Source organism: Pseudomonas sp. RAC1 (genome assembly GCF_030658255.1).
GTDB classification, from domain to species: domain Bacteria; phylum Pseudomonadota; class Gammaproteobacteria; order Pseudomonadales; family Pseudomonadaceae; genus Aquipseudomonas; species Aquipseudomonas boreofloridensis.
In genome coordinates, this window is sequence record NZ_JAUTXS020000016.1 from 56,871 (window position 1) to 75,034 (window position 18,164).

The window sequence follows — 18,164 nt, forward strand, 5'->3', positions numbered from 1 at the left end:
AGCCTCGTGCATGCAAGCCTTGGAGATGGACTACCGATCTGGCGAACACATCGCCAGCCACTGTCACGCCGAAGATCAACTGCTCTACGCCGCCTGCGGCGTGATGCGCGTGAGCAGTGAACGCGGCAACTGGGTGATTCCCGGCGGCCACGCCTTGTGGGTGCCGGCCGGGGTCAGCCACGCCCTGCACATGCAAGGTGCGGTGTGCCTGCGGACCTTGCTGCTCGACGGCCAGGCCGAGCGCTGCCAACTGATCGTGGTATCGGGGCTGCTGCGCGAGCTGATCCTCGCCGCTTCGCGCATGCTCGGCGCGCAGGAAGGCGAACATGTGCGGGCACTGATCCGCCGTGAACTGGCCCATGCCCGGCGCGTCGAAGGGTTCGTGGCGATGCCCGAGCATGCCCGTCTGCGCGCCTGGTGCGAGCGCTTCCTCGAAGAGCCTTCCCAGGAACTGAGCCTCGAGGCTTGTGGTGCGCAGTTGAACATGAGCGCCCGTAACGTGGCGCGGCTGTTTCAGCGCGAGTTGGGCATGTCCTGCGGCGAATGGCGCGCGCGGGCGCGGGTCATGCTCAGTCAGCAGCACCTGGCCGCTGGCAGGCCGATCCTGGCCGTGGCGCTGGAGCATGGCTATCAGAGCGCCAGCGCCTTTGCCGCCATGTTCAAACGCATTCTCGGGCATGCACCCAGCGACTGGCAGCTTGGTGTGCTGGGCGGTGCGCAGGCGCAGGATCGCTGAGCCTCAGGTTGTCCTTAGCGCGCGCGGACTTGTCCCGTTGGCGACAGCACCCTGGGGGTCGGGCTCCTTAAGCTTGCAGCACGACCTTTCAAGCGACCGATGCGATGTTTCCGCCTTTTCCCTTGCGCCACCCTGCCCGCTGCGGGCTTACATTTGGCGCGCTCGTCCTGCTCGCCGCCTGCGCCGGGCCACCTGCGCCGCAAGACCCGCCTGCCGTGATACCGGACGGGCCATTGCGTGATCTGCCAGCCGGTCTTGAGCAACGCCCGTTGCCCGAACGCTGGTGGGCGCTGTTCGACGATGCGCAGCTCAACCGCTGGGTCGAGCAGGCCCTGGCGCACAACCAGGACCTGGCCCAGGCCGAAGCCAACGTCCAGGCCCTGCTGGCAGGCATTGGCGAAATCGATTCAAGGCGCTGGCCGTCGACCGAGCTGACCCTGGGCGCCACCTACGGCAAGCGCAGCGACGAGCAGACCCTGGCCGAGGTCAACGACCGCCACGCGCCGAGCCAGTGGCAGTTCAGCCCCGGCATCGAACTGGCTTACCAGCTCGACCTGTGGGGCCAAGTGCAGGCCAGCCTGCAACGGGCACGCGCCCAGGCCCAGGCCGGCCGCGCCGCCCTCGAACAGGTGCGCTTGCAAGTGGCCACCCAGACGACCCGCGCCTACCTCGACCACTGCGTGGCCAGCGCCAGCCTGGTCCAGGCCCGGCAGTCCCTGGACTCGCTCGAACGCAGCGTGCGCCTGAGCGAGCGCCAAGTGCAGGCCGGCGTGACCACCCAACTGGACAGCGAGCGGCTGCTGGGCCTGCGCGAGCAGGTGCGCGCGCGCATGCCGATGCTCGAAGCCCGGCAGCAGATTGCCCGCTTCGAGCTGGCCTTGCTCAGCGGCCAGGCCAATGCCCGCCCGCTCGATCGCTGCACGGTCATTCCCACGCTGTCCGCGCCCTTGCCCGTGGGCGATGGCTGGCACCTGCTGCAACGTCGCCCCGACGTGCGTCAGGCCGAGCGCGAACTGCGCGCTGCCCGGCTGCAGATCGACATCGCCCAGGCCGACCTGTATCCGCAGGTGAGCTTCGGCGCCGCATTCACCGCCGCCGACTCACACCCGCATCGGCTCGGCAGCAGCCGCGCCATGACCTTCGCCATCGGCCCGCTGATCAGTTGGCAGTTTCCCAACCTCAAGGCCAACCGCGCTCGCCTCGACAAGGCCCGGGCGCTGGCCGACGGCCAAGTGGCGCACTACCGCAGCGTGGCGTTGGCCGCCCTCAAGGACGTGCGCGAGGCGCTGGCTCGCTACGACGGCGAACGACGCCACGTGCAGGGCCTGGATGCGGCGCTGCAGCACAGCCAGCGCGGCTACGCCCTGGCTGACGCCGGTTACCGCGCCGGCAGCCTGGACGGCCTCGCCCTGCTCGACAGCGAACGCGAGCTGATCACCCTGCGCGCCACGCAAGTGCTGGCGCGCGGTCGCCTGGCCCAGGCCCAGGTCAACCTGTTCCGCGCCCTTGGCGGGCGCTGGCAAACCACCGAAATGGACGTGCGACCATGAACACTGCCGTAACCCCTGACGATGCGCTTGCCACCGCCCATGCCAAGCGTCAGGCCGCCCGTCGCCGCCTGTTCTGGGCCGGTGCGGCCGGCCTGGCGGGCCTCGCCGTGCTGGCCTACGGCGGCCACTGGTGGAGCACCGGGCGTTATCTGGAAACCACCGACGATGCCTACGTGCGCGCCGACTGGGTGGCCCTGAGCCCACGGGTGGCCGGCTATGTGGCCGAGGTGATGGTCGAAGACGACCAGCCGGTGCACGCCGGCGACGTGCTGGTCAAGCTGCGCAGCGACGATTACCGCGCCCGTCTCGACCAGGCGCAGGCGGCGGTGACGCAAGCGCAGGCCGCGCTGAACGTCGCCAAGGCCAGACAGCAGATCGCCGCCGAGGGCATCCATCAACAGCGCGAGGCGATCCTCAAGGCCGAGGCCACGCAACGCAGTGCCGCCGCCGAACGTCGCCGCAGTGCGTTGGACCTCACGCGCTATCGTGGCTTGGTGCGCGACCACGCCGCGACCGCCCAGCGCCTGGAAAGCGCCCGTGCCAGTGCGGACCAGGCCGAGGCCAACTGGCAAGGCGCGCAGGCGGCGTGGCGCGAGGCGCGCTCGACCCTGGCCATGGTCCAGGCGCGCGCCACCGAGGCGGGCGCAGTGCTCGAGCAGCAGCAGGCGGCGCTGGTCCAGGCCCAGGCGCGGCAGACGCTGGCCGAGCAGGACGCGCAGGACACGCTGATCCGCGCGCCCATCGCCGGGGTGGTCGGCCAGCGCCGCGTGCGTGCCGGTCAATACGTGGTGCCGGGCCAACCGCTGCTGGCAGTGGTGCCGGTGCAGCAGGCCTACGTGGTGGCCAACTACAAGGAAACCCAATTGGCGCGTATGCGCCCCGGACAACCGGTGCAGATCCGCGTCGACAGCTTTTCCGAGGCGCGCCTGCACGGCCGGGTCGCCAGCTTCTCGCCGGCCTCGGGCAATGTCTTCGCCCTGCTGCCGTCGGACAACGCCACCGGCAACTTCACCAAGATCGTCCAGCGCTTTCCCGTGCGTATCCTGCTCGACAACCCCGCCGAGGGCATCACCCTGCTGCCCGGCATGTCGGTGCTGACCAGCGTCGACACCCGCGCGGAGCCTGGCGATGAGCACTGAACGCACGGTCTCGCTGCGCGCCTGGGTGGCGGTACTGGGCGGGCTGCTGGGCTGTTTCATGGCCGGGATGAACGTACACGTCACCAGCGCGGCGCTGCCGGAAATCCGCGGCTCGCTGGGCGCCAGCTTCGAGGAAGGCTCGTGGATCTCCACGGCCTACCTGGTGGCGGAAATCGTCATGATTCCGCTGACGGCCTGGCTGGTGGAGGTGTTCGCCCTGCGCCGGGTGATGTGGACCGGCTCGTTCATTTTCCTGCTGGCCTCGGTGGCCTGCTCCTGGGCGCCGAACCTGGAGGCGATGATCCTCCTGCGTGTGATCCAGGGCGCCGCGGGGGCGGTGCTGATTCCGCTGTCGTTCCAGTTGATCATCACCGAGCTGCCGCCCAGCCGCATGCCCATGGGCATGGCGCTGTTCAGCCTGGCCAACAGCGTGGCCCAGGCCGCCGGCCCGTCGCTGGGCGGCTGGCTGACGGACGCCTACTCGTGGCGCTGGATCTTCTACCTGCAACTGATTCCCGGGGTGGCGCTGCTGGCAGCCATCGCCTGGTCCATCGACGCCCGTGCGCTGCGCCTGGAACTGCTGCGCAAGGGCGACTGGCTGGGCATCGCGGCGATGGTGCTGGGCCTGGGCGGGCTGCAGATCGTGCTGGAGGAAGGTGGCCGTCTGGACTGGTTCAGTTCGTCCTACATCCTCGGCATGAGCCTGATGGCGGGTATCGCCCTGGTGGTGTTCGTGCTCAGCCAGCTATTGGGCAAGCGCGCCTTCATCAACCTGCGGCTGCTGGGGCATTACAACTTCGGCGTGGCCAGCGTGGCGATGTTCATCTTCGGCGCGGCCACCTTCGGGCTGGTGTTCCTGGTGCCCAACTACCTGTCGCAGTTGCAGGGCTTCAGCGCCCGCGACGTGGGCGTGGCGCTGATCGCCTATGGCCTGGTGCAACTGCTGCTGGCGCCGCTGATGCCCAGGCTGATGCAGTGGACCAGCGCCAAGTTCATGGTCGCCAGCGGGTTTCTGATCATGGCGCTGGGCTGCTGGCTGGGTGCGAGCCTCACGGCCGACAGCGCCGACAACGTGATCATCCCCTCGACTGTGGTGCGCGGCATTGGCCAGCCGTTCATCATGGTCGCGCTGTCGGTGCTGGCGGTCGCCGGACTGGACAAACGCGAGGCGGGCTCGGCTTCGGCGGTGTTCTCCATGCTGCGCAACCTCGGCGGCGCCATTGGCACGGCGGTGCTGACGCAGATCGTGGCCACCCGCGAGCGGGTGCACAGCGAGCGTATTCATGAGCATGTGACGGTGTTTTCCGCAGGCGTACAAGAACGGATCGGCCAGCAGACCTGGCTGGCCCATCCGCAGCAGATGCTTGAAATGCTGGCGACGACGGTCCGTCGCGAGGCCTACCTGACGGCCTACAGCGACGCGTTCTTCCTGGCGGGCCTGGCACTCACCGGCTGCGCGCTGGCTTCGCTGCTGCTGCGCGGTAGACGGGCTGGGAGCGCCTGAAAGGTTGCGATCAGGGCTCAATGTTCAGCGCCCTGCGTTGCTCGTACCCATCAAGCCCGCTCATGGATCACACGCGTAGAAGGCCAAGTCCACCCCTGCCCCTCAGCGCTGCAAACAGCGCTGGTAGCGCCCATCCACCCGTTCGGCGAACCAGGCGGTGGTCAGCGTGCGGGTGATCTTCGGGCTCTGCAGCACGATCCCAGGCAACACCGCGCGCGGCAGCGGCTTACCGGCCTGGGCATCGGCCAGGGCGAACACGCCGCGATACAGCGCGCTGTCTTCCAGCGCCAGGCTGTTTTCCAGCGCCAACTGGCTGCGGATCTGCGGATTGCGCAACCCAAGCTTCGTGCCGAGGCGGCGTGCGGCGCGCTCCGTGGTGCCCGGCAGCAACGCGCCCGGGGCGATCAAGTCGCCGTCCAGCGCCAGCGCAGTGCCCGTCACCCGGCTCAGCGCCGCCTGAAACGCCGCGTTGCGGCTGGCATACCAGCCGGCGTTGTAGTCGGCGAAGCGATACAGCGGCCGCTCGTAGTGGGCCGGGTAGCCCAGCAGGTGGGCGATGCCGAAGTACAGGCCGCCACGGCGGGTGAACACCTCCTGACGCAGGCTGCCCTCGTGCGCATAGGGGTAGTCCTGGGCATGACGTTGGGCAAAATCGACGCTGACCTGCATCGGCCCGCCGGTGCGCACCGGGTTGAAACCGCCGAGCAGCGACTCGCCCAACGGCAGGCCGGCAAGGAAGTCGTCGAACAGGGCGCTGAGCTGCCCTTCGCTGCGCACTGCCTGCAAGCGTTGCTGGTACGTCTGGCCATTGGCCGAACGGGTATTGAGCGCACCGTCGACCAGCAGACCGGGAATGTGCAAGCGTGCGGCGCGGCGGTCGATTTCCTCACGGGCAATGCGCCCCAGGTTCGGCACCTGCGGATCGGCGCTGAACGTCGACTCCTGCTCGGTCACCGCCAGCACCGCGCACAGGTTGCTGCGGCTGGGCTCCAGGCGCTGGGCGGCGAAAGCCACCTGAATATCCTCGGCCCAGCCCTGGCGGTCCTTGAGCGTGGTGGGCAACAAACGCAGAAGCTCGGCGCGCACCTGGGCAGGATCGGCGCTCGGCGCCTGCTCCCGACGCCCGGCGCAGCCCTGGAGCACGGCCAGCAGCAGTACCGCGCTGGCCAACCACACGCGGTTCAGGAGCGCTCTCCCACCAGGTAGGTTTTGCTGATATGGCGGAACAGCGGATGGCTGGCACTGCCCAGCAGCTCGAACAGCACCATCTCGCCGGTGACGATCTGCGCCCCGGCATCGCGCATGCGCGCCAGACCCGCCGCCTTGCTCGCCGGCGTGCGGCTGTCGCAGACATCCTCGACCACGAACACCTGTTTGCCCAGCGCCAACAGGCCCAAGACGGTCTGCAGCACGCAGACGTGGGTTTCCATGCCACAGACGATCACCTGCTCGCGCGCCAGCAGGCTGGGCGGCAGGCAGTCGGCAGCCACGCACGAGAAATGCAGCTTCTGCACCACCTCGGCCTGGGGGGTGGTGGCCTTGAGCTCACTCAGGGTCGGGCCAAGGCCCTTGGGGTACTGCTCGGAGATGACGGTCGGCACATCGAGCTCGGCGCTGGCGGCCAGCAGCCAGCGGGCGCGCTCACGCATGCCCTGCGGGTCGCTCATGGCGCCGATCAGGCGTTCCTGGATATCGACCACGAGCAGCGTGGCCTGGCGGGGATCGATGAGCATAAAGACGGCCCTTGTCCTGAAGAAAGCGCCCAGCCTCCCGCAGGACAAGGGCCGCGTCAATCACGCTGTCAGGCGATGGGGCTCCAAGGCTGCGGTCAGCGTGGCCAGCACGCGGTCCTCATGCTCATGGATGAAGAAGTGCCCACCGGGGAATCGCTCCAGCGAGAACTCGCCCAGGCTTTCCCGGCTCCAGGCCAGCAGTTGCTCCTCGGTGGCGCGGTCGTCCGTGCCGCCGAGCACGTGCAGCGGGCAACGCAGCGGCGCGCGCTGGCGGTAGGCGTAACGCCCGCACAGCAGAAAATCGGCCCTGAGCACCGGCAAGGTCAGGCTCATCAGCTCCTGGTTGGCCAGCACGTCTTCGGGCGTGCCTTGCAGCTCACGTAGTTCGTCAATCAGCTCGGCGTCGCTTCTGGGCTCGCGCCAGTTGGCACCGTCATAGCCTTCGCGGCGCGTGGGCGCGGCCGTGCCGCAGGCGAACAGCGCCACCGGTGGCGGACAGCCCAGGGCTTGCAGTTCATGGGCCAGCTCGAAGGCCAGCAGCGCACCGAGGCTATGGCCGAGCAACGCATAGGGCGTGCTGGCGGCCAGGCGCTGCTCGTTGGCCAGTTGCCGGGCCAGGCCCTGCATGTCGGTGTGCAAAGGCTCGGCCAGTCGCGCACCGCGCCCCGGCAGCTCGACCGGACGCACCTGCAGCCAGGCCGGCAGCTTGCGCCGCCAGCGGCTGTAGACCATGGCGCTGGCACCGGAGTACGGCAGGCACAGCAGGTTGAGTGCGCTCACCGCTTACTGCGCCGCCGCTTCGGCCATCTTCTGGCGCAGGCTCAGCGGACGCATGTCGGTCCATACCTCGTCGATGTAGGCCAGACACTCTTTTTTCAGCCCGCTCTTGCCCACAGCGTGCCAGCCGGCGGGAATCGCCTTGTAGTCCGGCCAGATCGAGTACTGCTCCTCATGGTTCATCACAACCTGGAACACGATGTCGTCGCGGTCGAATACGGAAGTCATTGGCAATCTCCTTGGGATGATGGTGGCCCGGTCCTTCTGGACCCAGGGCAGCTCTGAGGGTAACGAAAGCCGCACGCAGAAAATTATGCCGTGTTGACCGCCACGGTCTGCGGCAAAAATAATCCATCTGTCCGCTGCGGGTGAAATCAGCGCCACGCGAGGGTCAGAAGACTATCCCGCCGACCTGATGCCTGACACGCCCTGGAGACTCTGGTGCCTATCCAAGACCACCCCGAAGACTACAACGACCTCAAGCGCGCCGTCGCCCTGCTCGAGTCGCCTTCGCTCACCGCCAAGCTCTCGGCCTTGATCGGCTCGCCCATCGAAGGCGCGGTCAAGGCCCTGCCCGGCCCGGTGGCCAAGCGCATCAACGGCGCGGTCAAGGCCGCGTTGCACACGTCGGCGGAGGCGGCGCTGTGGAGCCTGGACAACCGTCCGCACACGGCCGCCTCGACGCGCCTGCATAAATTCTACGCCGCTACCTGCGGCGCGCTCGGCGGCGCTTTCGGTGCCCCGGCGCTGTTCGTCGAACTGCCGGTGTCCACCACCTTGATGATGCGCGCCGTCGCGGACGTGGCGCGCAGCGAAGGCTTTGACCTGAGCGAGCTGAGCACCAAGCAGGCGTGCATCGAAGTGTTCGCCTTGGGTGGTCCCAGCGACAGCGACGACGCCGCCGAAACCGGCTACTACCTGACCCGCAGTTTCACCAGCCGCACCTTGCAGCAGTTGTCCCGCGAGTTGGCTGAAATCGCCGCCCGCCAGGGCGCCTCGGCGGTCAAGAACCTCAATCCGGCGCAGGCCGGCAAGTGGCTGGCGCTGCTGATCGAGAAAGTCGCCACGCGCTTCGGGGTGACCATTTCCAGCAAGTTCGCCGCCCAGGCCGTGCCGGTGATCGGCGCGGTGACCGGGGCAACGATAAATACCCTGTTCACCCGGTTCTACCAGGACATGGCGCGCGGCCATTTCATCGTCAAGCGACTGGAGGCGCGCTACGGGTTCGATGAGGTCAGGGCGGCGTATACCGCGTTGAGTCAGAGCCGACCACGCACCCATTGAGATTCCCGACCATACTTGGGAGCGGATCACGGATCAGGGGGGGCATGGCATGCACGTCGTGGTAGTGGGCGCAGGCGTCATTGGCCTGTCGAGCGCGCTGTACCTGGCGCGGGCCGGGCTCGAGGTCACGCTGGTCGAGCGTAACCAGGACGTGGCGCTGGAAACCAGCTTCGCCAATGGCGGGCAGTTGAGCTACAACAACGTCGCGCCTCTGGCCGACCCGTCGGTGCTGGGCCACCTGCCCCACTGGCTGTTGTCGCGCGAAGCCCCCCTGCACCTGCGCCCGCGCCTGGACCCTCGGCAGTGGCGTTGGTGCCTGGCGTTCCTGCGAGCGTGCCGGGCATCGCGGGTCGAGCAGACCTTCGGCGAAATGCTCAGCCTGTCGTTGCGCAGCCAGACGCTGATGACGGAGCTGCTGCAGCACATCCCCATCGACTTCGACCTGCGCCACAGCGGCAAGCTGATCATCCATCGCAGCGCCGCCTCATTGAGCGCTGCCGCGAGACTGCTCGAACGTCAGCAGGCAGCCGGCGCCCGTCACCAGGTGCTCAGCGCGAGTGAGTGCACCGTACTGGAGCCGGCATTGGCCGCGGTGGCTGAACGTCTGGCGGGCGGGATCTTCACGCCAGGGGATGCGGTCGGTAACTGCCGTCTGTTCTGCGAGGGTGTGAAACGGCAATTACAGGGGATGCGCAACGTGCGTTTGCACTTGGGTGAAGCGGTCAGCGGCTTCGAGCGGCGCGGTTCGCGGCTTGCCGCATTGAGGTTGGGCGAGGATCGCCTGCCGGCCGATGGTTTCGTGATCGCCTGCGGTATCGCCAGCGTCCCGTTGGTCAAGCCGCTGGGCATCGACCTGCCGCTCTACCCCCTGCGCGGTTACACCCTGAGCGTGCAGCCGAACGAGAACCTCAGCCTGCCGAAAATCAGCATCACCGATGCCAGCCGCAAGATCCTCTACGCGCCGCTTGGGGATTCGTTGCGCATCGCTGCGATGGTGGATCTGGGCGCACGCACAGCGCACGCCCCCGAGCGCCGCATCGCCCTGCTCAAGCGGCAGGTCGGCGAAGTGTTTCCCGCCCTGGACTTGCGCCAGATCCAAGCCTGGGCGGGCCTGCGCCCGGCCACTGCGCTGGGCAAGCCGATCATCGACCGGGCGCCGGGCCTGGACAACCTGTGGCTCAATGTCGGTCACGGCCCACTGGGTTTCACCCTGGCCTGTGCCAGCGGCGAGGGCCTCGCTCGACTGATCGTCCAGACGCAGCCGCCAGTGGACCTGGCGCCCTTCAGCCTGGCAGCCCATGGCGCGGGCAACTGACGCTCAGGCATGCACCCAGCGCCGATGCAGCCCACGCGCCAGGGCGTCGAGTAAAAAGCCCAGCGCACCGATCAACAGCACCATCGCCATCAGTTCCGAATAGGCCAGGCGGTCGCGGGTGTCGAGGATGAAATAGCCCAGCCCGGCGCTGACGCCAAGCATCTCGCACGGCACCAGCACGATCCACAGGATGCCGATGGCCAAGCGCACGCCCGTCAGCACATGGCCGATCACGCCGGGGACGATCACCTTGCACAGGGTTTCCCAGCGCGTGGCGCTGAGGCTGCGCGACAGTTGCAGCCAACGCGGGTCGAGCTGACGCACCCCGGCCGCCGTGTTGAGCAGGATCGGCCATAGCGCGGCGAAGGCCAGCAGGAAGTAGATCGGTTGATCGCCCACGCCCATCAGCATCACCACCACCGGCATCCACGACAGCGGCGAGATCATGCGCAGGAACTGGAAGGCCGGCGTGGTCGCCGCCTCCAGGTGCCGGTAGCTGCCCACCAGCAGCCCCAGCGGCACGCCGATCAATAACGCCAGCAGCAGGCCGATGAGGATGCGCTTGAGGCTCACCCAGATGTGCCCGTAGACCTCCCCGTGCGCCAGCAACTCGGCAAGGCTGGCCAAGGTGGCCTGGGGTGAAAAACGCGCCGACAAACCATCGGCCTCGCCGAACACCCGCACCCCGGCCCACCACAACAGCAACAACGCCACCAGTCCGGCCAGGCCCAGGGCAGCATGGATCACAGGCTTGCGCATCAGTCCGCGAACTCCTCGCTGCGCTCGAAGCTGTCGGCGATGCCGAACACCGAGGGCCCGCCCACTGCGGCGATGGCGTTGCGCACGAAGCGGTCGTCGACCAGATCACGGGCCGTCTGCGCAGGATCGAGCGCTGCGAGGAAATCGCTCTGGCCCTCGATCAGGGTGTTTTTCAGGCGCTTGACCAGTTCCTCGGTGTAGCTGGGGAACGGGTACGGCTGGAAGTCGATACGCCGTTCATCCCACTGTGCATGGCGAATGGCGCCGCTGGCCAGGTAGGCGGCGCGGTCCTCTGCCGAGGGCGCCAGGACCTTGGTCAGCACGGCCGGTTCGTGCGGGGTGTACTTGTTCGGGCCGGCCTTGGACAGCAGCGCAGCCGCCTCGGCGCGGTGGTCGCGGGTCCACTGCTGGGCCTTGACGATGGCGTTGACCACTTTCTGCGACCACTCGGGACGGTTGTTCAGGTCGTGCTCGTGCATGAACACAACGCAGCAGGCATGGTTGCGCCAGACATCGCCGGTGAAGCGCTGCACGCGCCCGACCTTGAGGTTCTCGGCCAGGGCGTTGAACGGTTCGGCGACGATGTAGCCGGCGATGCGCTTGCTCGCCAGGGCCGGTGGCATGTCCGACGGCGGCAGCACCAGCAGGTTCACTTCGTTGGCCGCCAACGCCGCAGTGGCTGGCTTGGAGACCGCCGTAAGGCCGCTGTCGGCGAGCATTTGCTGCAGCACGACATTGTGGATCGAGTACCAGAACGGAATCGCCACGGTCTTGCCGCCCAGTTGCTTCATGTCGGTGATGTCCGGTGCCACGGTCAGGCCCGAGCCGCCGACATGGTTCCAGGCCACCACCTTGGCCGGCACCTTGCTGCCGTAGCGCGCCCACACGGTCATCGGCGACAGCAGGTGAATCACGTTGACCTGCCCGGAGATGAACGCCTCGATCACCTGCGCCCAACTGCGCAGCAACACCGGACGCTCGGCCTTGATGCCCTCGGCCTCGAACAGGCCGTTGTTGTGTGCCACCAGCAGCGGCGTGGCGTCGGTGATCGGCAAATAGCCGATGCGCACCGGCGCATCGGGCTCGGCGGCGGCGCGCGCCTGCAGGCTCGCCAGCATCGGCAGGGCGCCGGCGGCAGTGAGCATGGCGCTGAGCTTGATGAAATCGCGACGCGAAGAGGAAGAGCAGCAATCATCCATGCACATGAACGGACTCCGACGACAGGGGTGAGGAAGGATGTGAGGTGGGGCGGCTCGCCTGCCGTAGGGTTTTCAGTATGTCGATGCGCAGCGCGCCCAGTTCCTCGACCCGCTGTGCACGCGGCTGCGGCAGGTCGATGTGCCATTGGCCCAAGGTGCGCGCCGGGTGATTGCCCAGTAGCAGCACGCGGTCCGACAGCAGCAGCGCTTCGTCGATGTCGTGGGTGATCAGCACCGCCGCGGTATTGTGCGTGGCGATCAATTGCAGCAGCAGTTGCTGCATGTCGGCGCGGGTGACTTCGTCGAGCGCCCCGAAGGGTTCGTCGAGCAGCAGCACTTCGGGCTGACGCGCCAGGCAGCGGGCCAACGCAGTGCGCTGGGCCATGCCGCCAGAGAGTTGCGCCGGGTACTGGTTGCGCGCATGGCTCAGGCCCACCGCCTCGATGGCATGGTCGATCCGCGCCCGGCGCTGATCAGCGGCCAGCTTCGGTTGGCGGGCGAAATCCAGGCCAAAGGCGACGTTCTTCTCCAAGCTCAGCCAGGGCAGCAGGCTCGGGTCCTGAAAGGCCACGGCCAGGCGCGGGTGCGGTCCTTGCAGCGGCTGGCCATGCAGCAACACGCTGCCGCCGCCAGGCTGCTGCAGCCCCGCCAGCACCCGCAGCAGACTGGACTTGCCAACGCCGCTTGGCCCCAGGATGGTCACCACCTCGCCAGGCGCCAGGCGCAGGTCGAAATGTTCCAGCACCGCCTGCCAGCCGCCGTCGCGCGGGTAGCCCAGGCTGATGGCGCGGGCTTCGAGCAGCACGTCGGTCATACACTGGCCGCCTGGCGCTGCAGCTCGGCGCGCAGTTGCACCAGGCTCGGGGTGACGATCGGCACGAACGCCGACTCGCGCCAGCGGCGGGCGAAGCCTTCGCCATAGGCGGTCAGGTAAGCCTTGCCGCCGCTGGCCTGCAGCTCCATCTGCACAGCATCGGCGGCGCTTTCGGCCAAGGTGATGCGCAGTTTGAACAGCGCCGCGGGCTGGGCCAGGAAACGCCCATCGAGCAGGCCTTGCTTGAGCTCGCCGACGGTGTTTTCCAGGCGCTCGCGCAGCACCTGCTCGGCCTCGGCGAGGAACGAGCCACGCCCCTGCAAGTGCTCGCGCACCTCATCCAGGGCACGTCGCGCCAGGCCGATGGACATGCCGCATTGCAGCGCCAGGAACGCCGGGCGCACGCGCGGCAGGAACTCGCGGGCGTTGTCGTGCAGCAGCCAACTGCGGTCCAATTGCACTTGATGGAACGCCAGCGCAGCCGTGCTGCTCGATTGCAGGCCCATCAGTTGCAGATCGTCGGAGCGCTCCAGACCGACGCTGGCGGAGGGAATAGCCATGACGAAGGGTGCCTGGCCCTGCTCGGCCTCGATCGCGGCGGCCACCACGAAACCGCTCTGGCGCAGGTTGGTGACCCAGTGCAGGCGGCCCTCGAGCGTCCAGCCATCGGCCTGGGCACGCGCCTGCACCTGCAGGGCCTCGATGCCCGAGAGGAACTTCATGGCGTTGGACAAGCCGGTGGCACCGGCCAATTCACCGCTCAGCAGGTCGGCCAGCAGACGCTCGCGCAGCGCCTCGTTGGGGCTGTGCAACAGGTATTCGATGAAGGCGCGTTGCCCCCAGCAGACGAACGCCGAGGCCAGCGAACGGCTGGCGATGGCGGCGATGGCCTCCACCGCATCAGTGACATCGCCACCGCTGCCGCCCAGCGCCGACGCGATGCCGACACGCAGCACCTGCGATTCGGCGATGTGCGCCAGGACCCGGTGTGGGTCGCACTGGCCCTGGTCGATTGCCTCGGCATTGGCATCCAGCCAGTGACGAAATGCAGTATCAAGCATGTCCCTACTCCTTTGATCACGCCGGGTGCCGGCAACGGGCGCGGATTACGCCTCGGGCTGCCAGCGATATTGGCTCAGTTGGTCGTTGAGCGGCGTTTGGGCGAACACATTAGCAAAGTTGCACAGCGTCGCCAGGCTCACGCCCAAGATGACTTCCAGCGCGTTGCCCTCGGTGAAGCCGGCGTCGCGCAGGGCCTGGTAGGTGGCGTCGCTGACGTTGCCACGGGTGGCGATCACTTCGCGGGTGAATGCGGCCAGGGTTTCGTAGCGCGCATCGGGCAGCTCGCCACGGGCGCGCAGGGCATCGACCACGGCGGGCGGCAGCTTGGCCTTGTTCAGGGCCACGGCGGTATGGCCGGCCACGCAGAAATCGCAGCCGTGATTGGTCGCGGCGATCAACTGCACCACTTCGCGCTCGGCGAAGGTCAGCTCGGACTTGCCATTGAGTGCCGACACGGTCACATAGGTTTCCAGCGCCGCCGGGGCGTTGGCCAGGATGCCCAGCAGGTTGGGGATGAAGCCGGAAGTCTTCTGCGCGCTCTCGAGGAACGGGCGCGCCGCTTCCGGGGCGCTCTGCAGAGTGTGTAGAGTAATGCGCGAGGACATGGAGGGGTCTCCTTTGACAGTGTCCCTACAGTCTGTTGGTTATAAGAAGTTGCATCCATATTCATCAGTCGCCTTTCCTTGCTCCTGAGTCTTTGCATTAGATGATTTCGTCTTGCCATCTCGTCGATTGGTTATTAGAGGGTCTGGAGTTCGATGCCAGCCTGTTCCACGTGGGCCGTTACTGCGGCGGCTGGCACGCCAGCACGCAGGGGATGGGCCGCGCCAGCTTCCACCTGGTGGTCCAGGGGCATTGCTGGCTGCACCTGGACGGCCAGCCCGAGCCGCTGCGCCTGGACAGCGGCGATGCGGTGTTCCTGCTGCGCGACTTGCCCTACCGGCTGTCCAGCGACGCCGATGCGCACGACGCCTGCGCTCAGCCGCGACGCAGCATGCAGCCCCTGGACCTGGAGGCCGGCGACGGTGTGGGCCTGGTATGCGGCTTCTTCCAGTTCCAGTCCGGGCTGTCGTCGCTGATCGTCGAGGGGCTGGCCGACTGGATCGTGCTGCGCGCCGAAGACCCTGCCGGAAGCGCTGCGCGGGCGCTGTTCGAGTTGATCCTGCAAGAGTGCCGACGGGTACCCGCGCCGTCGCAGACCTTGCTCGAACGCCTCACTCACCTGTTATTCCTCTACGTGCTGCGCCAGCATGGCCAAGGTGCAGACTCGCTGGGCGGCCTGATCGCCCTCGCCCGCCAGCCGGCATTCGCCGGACTGCTCGAACGCCTGATCGATGCGCCGGGCCAGCCCTGGACCCTGGAAAGCATGGCGGCCTGCGCCGGTCTGTCGCGCTCGGCCTTTTTCAAGCGTTTCAACGAACTGGCCGGACAGTCGCCAGGCCAAGTGCTGCTGGCGCTGCGCATGCGCCATGCCTGCCAGTTGCTGCGCGCGGGCAATACCGTGGAACAGGTCGGCGCGCAGGCCGGTTATCAGTCGGTGGCGGCCTTTACCCGAGCCTTCGCCAAGGCGGTCGGGGTGCAACCGGGTGCCTATCGAAAGCAGCATGAACTCAAAGGTTGAATAGCCGCAGAGAGGGATCTGCGCCTCGACTTTGGTCGAATCCTGCTGCTGAGGCGTTTACCCGTATTTCGCTTCTTTTAGCGACTCGATGTCGACACCCGCTCTCAAATGACGCCTGCCAGCCCTGCGACAATCCGTCACAAAACAAAATGTACCAACTTGTTAATTAGCTTGCTAAGGGCTTAGACTTCGCACATTCCACCTGCGAGATCCCTGGCATGAACAACTCACCCCGCGCCTCCGGCGCCTCAACCTTCATCCTTCTAGGACTGGGCGTGATCATCGCCCTGCTCGGCCTGTTGCTGGCCGCCGGCGGCATCAAGCTGGCCGGCCTGGGCGGTTCCTGGTACTTCCTGATCGGCGGCGCGGCCATGACCCTGTCCGGGCTGCTGATCGCCCGCCGCAAGACCGCGGGCGCCTGGCTGTACGCGGCGTTCCTGATCGGCACCCTGATCTGGGCGCTGGCTGACGTCGGCCTGGTGTTCTGGCCGCTGTTCTCGCGTCTGTTCATGTTCGCCGTGATCGGCGTCGTGGTGGCGCTGATCTACCCGCTGCTGGTGAGCGCCGCTGGCGCCCGCGCCGGCCGTGGCGCGTTCGGCGTGGCGGCGGTGCTGGCGGTGGCGGTGGTCATCGCTGCCGGCAACATGTTCGTCGCTCACCCCAGTGTCGCCCCCACCGGTAACGGTCCGGGCCTGACCGCCGTCAAGCCAGGCACCGAGCAGAAAGACTGGGCGCACTATGGCAACACCGAAGGCGGCAGCCGCTTCGCAGCGCTGGACCAGATCAACCGCAGCAACGTCGACCAGCTCAAGGTCGCCTGGACCTACCACACCGGTGACGTGGCTGTGAGCGACGGCAACGGCGCCGAAGACCAGCTCACCCCGCTGCAGGTCGGCGACAAGGTGTTCATCTGCACCCCGCACAACAACCTGATCGCCCTGGATGCCGACACCGGCAAACAGCTGTGGAAGAACGAGATCAACGCCCAGTCCAAAGTCTGGCAGCGTTGCCGTGGCATGGCCTACTTCGACGCCACCGTGCCGACCGCCCAGCCGAGCCAGCCCAACAGCACGCCGGTCACTGTCGCCAGCGTACCGGCGGGCGCCAACTGCCAGCGCCGCCTGCTGACCAACACCATCGACGGCCGCCTGATCGCGGTGGATGCCGACACCGGCGCCTTCTGCCAGGGCTTCGGCAACAACGGCCAAGTGGACCTCAAGGCCGGCCTGGGCGACGTGCCGGACTCCTACTATCAGCTGTCTTCGGCCCCCCTGATGGCCGGCACCACCGTGGTGGTCGGCGGCCGCGTGGCCGACAACGTCCAGACCGACATGCCCGGCGGCGTGATCCGTGGCTTCGACGTGATCAGCGGGCAGATGCGCTGGGCCTTCGACCCGGGCAACCCACAAGACCGCCAGGCCCCGGCCGACGGCAGCACCTACGTGCGCAGCACACCCAACAGTTGGGCGCCGATGTCCTACGACCCGGCGATGAACACCGTGTTCCTGCCGATGGGTTCCTCGTCCACCGACATCTACGGCGTAGAACGCAGCAAGCTCGACCACACCTACGGCGCCTCGGTGCTGGCCCTGGATGCCACCACGGGCAACGAGAAGTGGGTGTACCAGACCGTGCACAACGACCTCTGGGACTTCGACCTGCCGATGCAGCCCAGCCTGATCGACTTCACCAAGCCCGACGGCAGCACCGTACCCGCCGTGGTGATCGGCACCAAGGCCGGGCAGATCTACGTGCTCGACCGCGCCACCGGCAAACCGCTGACCCAGGTCGACGAAGTACCGGTCAAGCCGAGCAACATCCCCAACGAGCCGTACTCGCCGACCCAGCCTAAATCGGTCGGCATGCCGCAGATCGGCGCGCAGACCCTCACCGAGTCGGACATGTGGGGGGCCACCCCGTATGACCAACTGCTGTGCCGCATCGACTTCAAGAAGATGCGCTACGACGGCCTGTACACCGCGCCAGGCACCGACCTGTCGCTGAGCTTCCCCGGCTCCCTGGGCGGCATGAACTGGGGCAGCCTGTCTACCGACCCGGTGCACGGTTTCATCTTCGTCAACGACATGCGCCTGGGCCTGTGGATCCAGATGATCCCGTCGCAGAACAAAGGCCAGGCCACCTCCGGCGGCGAAGCACTGAACACCGGCATGGGCGCGGTGCCGCTCAAGGGCACGCCGTATGCGGTGAACAAGAACCGCTTCCTGTCGGTGGCCGGCATTCCGTGCCAGGCACCGCCCTACGGCACCCTCACCGCCATCGACATGAAGACCCAGAAGATCGCCTGGCAGGTGCCGGTGGGCACCGTCGAGGACACCGGTCCCCTGGGTATCCGCATGCACCTGCCGATCAAGATCGGCCTGCCGACCCTGGGCGGCACCCTGTCCACCCAGGGCGGGCTGGTGTTCATTGCCGGCACCCAGGACTTCTACCTGCGCGCCTACGACAGCAGCAACGGCGCGGAAATCTGGAAGGCGCGTCTGCCGGTCGGCAGCCAGGGCGGGCCGATGACCTACGTGTCGCCCAAGACCGGCAAGCAGTACGTGGTGATCACCGCCGGTGGGGCGCGGCAGTCCACTGACCGTGGCGACTATGTGATTTCCTACGCCTTGCCTTGAGAACGCGTCGCCTGTTTCGCGGGTGAACCCGCACC

General features: G+C 67.4%; 16 protein-coding genes and 1 pseudogene. 8 read left to right on the top strand and 9 right to left on the bottom strand.

Translation table 11 applies throughout. The features are described 5' to 3' along the window. The first annotated feature begins 10 nt into the window (after positions 1–10). From Q7C30_RS03505 to Q7C30_RS03520, 4 genes are all read left to right on the top strand, one after another. Positions 11–736 (top strand): helix-turn-helix transcriptional regulator, encoded by a 726-nt coding sequence (locus tag Q7C30_RS03505; protein ID WP_116888125.1) that lies wholly within the window; start codon positions 11–13, stop codon positions 734–736. A gap of 104 nt (positions 737–840) precedes the next feature. Next, the gene (locus Q7C30_RS03510) at positions 841–2,286 is read left to right on the top strand and encodes a TolC family protein (protein ID WP_317870685.1); all 1,446 of its coding nucleotides are present in this window, start codon (positions 841–843) and stop codon (positions 2,284–2,286) included. Next, entirely contained in the window at positions 2,283–3,425 is a 1,143-nt protein-coding gene (locus tag Q7C30_RS03515) for an HlyD family secretion protein (protein ID WP_317870686.1), read from the top strand. The genes Q7C30_RS03510 and Q7C30_RS03515 overlap by 4 nt, the downstream gene beginning before the upstream one ends. Beyond that, positions 3,415–4,929 (top strand): DHA2 family efflux MFS transporter permease subunit, encoded by a 1,515-nt coding sequence (locus tag Q7C30_RS03520; protein ID WP_317870687.1) that lies wholly within the window; start codon positions 3,415–3,417, stop codon positions 4,927–4,929. The genes Q7C30_RS03515 and Q7C30_RS03520 overlap by 11 nt, the downstream gene beginning before the upstream one ends. A gap of 102 nt (positions 4,930–5,031) precedes the next feature. Here the strand turns inward: Q7C30_RS03520 and Q7C30_RS03525 are convergent, their stop codons facing one another. From Q7C30_RS03525 to Q7C30_RS03540, 4 genes are read right to left on the bottom strand one after another with little or no spacing between them, the layout of a single operon-like run. Then, positions 5,032–6,114 (bottom strand): DUF1615 domain-containing protein, encoded by a 1,083-nt coding sequence (locus Q7C30_RS03525; RefSeq protein WP_304485145.1) that lies wholly within the window; start codon positions 6,112–6,114, stop codon positions 5,032–5,034. Further along, complete coding sequence (locus Q7C30_RS03530) at positions 6,111–6,662, bottom strand: hydrolase (RefSeq protein WP_317870688.1); 552 nt, start codon at positions 6,660–6,662, stop codon at positions 6,111–6,113. Before Q7C30_RS03530 ends, Q7C30_RS03525 begins: the two co-directional genes overlap by 4 nt. Positions 6,663–6,722: 60 nt before the next feature. Further along, on the bottom strand, positions 6,723–7,442 hold the full coding sequence (locus tag Q7C30_RS03535; RefSeq protein ID WP_039577466.1) for an alpha/beta fold hydrolase: 720 nt from the start codon (positions 7,440–7,442) through the stop codon (positions 6,723–6,725). A 3-nt stretch (positions 7,443–7,445) separates the two neighbouring features. Beyond that, positions 7,446–7,667 (bottom strand): MbtH family protein, encoded by a 222-nt coding sequence (locus Q7C30_RS03540; protein ID WP_029614377.1) that lies wholly within the window; start codon positions 7,665–7,667, stop codon positions 7,446–7,448. Positions 7,668–7,868: 201 nt separating this feature from the next. Here Q7C30_RS03540 and Q7C30_RS03545 point away from each other — a divergent pair, with 201 nt between their 5' ends. Together Q7C30_RS03545 and Q7C30_RS03550 are read left to right on the top strand one after the other, a co-directional pair. Next, a complete protein-coding gene (locus tag Q7C30_RS03545) occupies positions 7,869–8,723 on the top strand; it encodes an EcsC family protein (protein WP_317870705.1) in 855 nt (284 codons plus the stop codon). A gap of 49 nt (positions 8,724–8,772) precedes the next feature. Then, positions 8,773–10,038, top strand: a complete 1,266-nt coding sequence (locus Q7C30_RS03550; protein WP_317870689.1) for a D-amino acid dehydrogenase — start codon at positions 8,773–8,775, stop codon at positions 10,036–10,038. Positions 10,039–10,041: 3 nt separating this feature from the next. Here the strand turns inward: Q7C30_RS03550 and Q7C30_RS03555 are convergent, their stop codons facing one another. The 5 genes and pseudogenes from Q7C30_RS03555 to Q7C30_RS03575 form a co-directional block, all read right to left on the bottom strand. Beyond that, positions 10,042–10,797, bottom strand: coding sequence for an ABC transporter permease (locus Q7C30_RS03555; protein WP_116888118.1), 756 nt, complete (start codon positions 10,795–10,797; stop codon positions 10,042–10,044). Next, positions 10,797–12,002, bottom strand: coding sequence for an ABC transporter substrate-binding protein (locus Q7C30_RS03560; protein ID WP_317870690.1), 1,206 nt, complete (start codon positions 12,000–12,002; stop codon positions 10,797–10,799). The genes Q7C30_RS03555 and Q7C30_RS03560 overlap by 1 nt, the downstream gene beginning before the upstream one ends. Further along, on the bottom strand, positions 11,989–12,810 hold the full coding sequence (locus Q7C30_RS03565) for an ABC transporter ATP-binding protein (protein WP_317870691.1): 822 nt from the start codon (positions 12,808–12,810) through the stop codon (positions 11,989–11,991). Before Q7C30_RS03565 ends, Q7C30_RS03560 begins: the two co-directional genes overlap by 14 nt. Beyond that, a pseudogene (locus Q7C30_RS03570) lies at positions 12,807–13,874 on the bottom strand (acyl-CoA dehydrogenase family protein); the annotation flags it as partial. The gene Q7C30_RS03565 and the pseudogene Q7C30_RS03570, both read right to left, overlap by 4 nt. 42 nt (positions 13,875–13,916) lie before the next feature. Further along, positions 13,917–14,477, bottom strand: a complete 561-nt coding sequence (locus Q7C30_RS03575; RefSeq protein ID WP_317870693.1) for a carboxymuconolactone decarboxylase family protein — start codon at positions 14,475–14,477, stop codon at positions 13,917–13,919. A 101-nt stretch (positions 14,478–14,578) separates the two neighbouring features. Here Q7C30_RS03575 and Q7C30_RS03580 point away from each other — a divergent pair, with 101 nt between their 5' ends. After that, positions 14,579–15,493, top strand: coding sequence for an AraC family transcriptional regulator (locus Q7C30_RS03580; protein WP_317870694.1), 915 nt, complete (start codon positions 14,579–14,581; stop codon positions 15,491–15,493). Between the two features lie 218 nt (positions 15,494–15,711). Further along, positions 15,712–18,129, top strand: a complete 2,418-nt coding sequence (locus Q7C30_RS03585; protein ID WP_039577447.1) for a glucose/quinate/shikimate family membrane-bound PQQ-dependent dehydrogenase — start codon at positions 15,712–15,714, stop codon at positions 18,127–18,129. Positions 18,130–18,164: the final 35 nt, after the last annotated feature.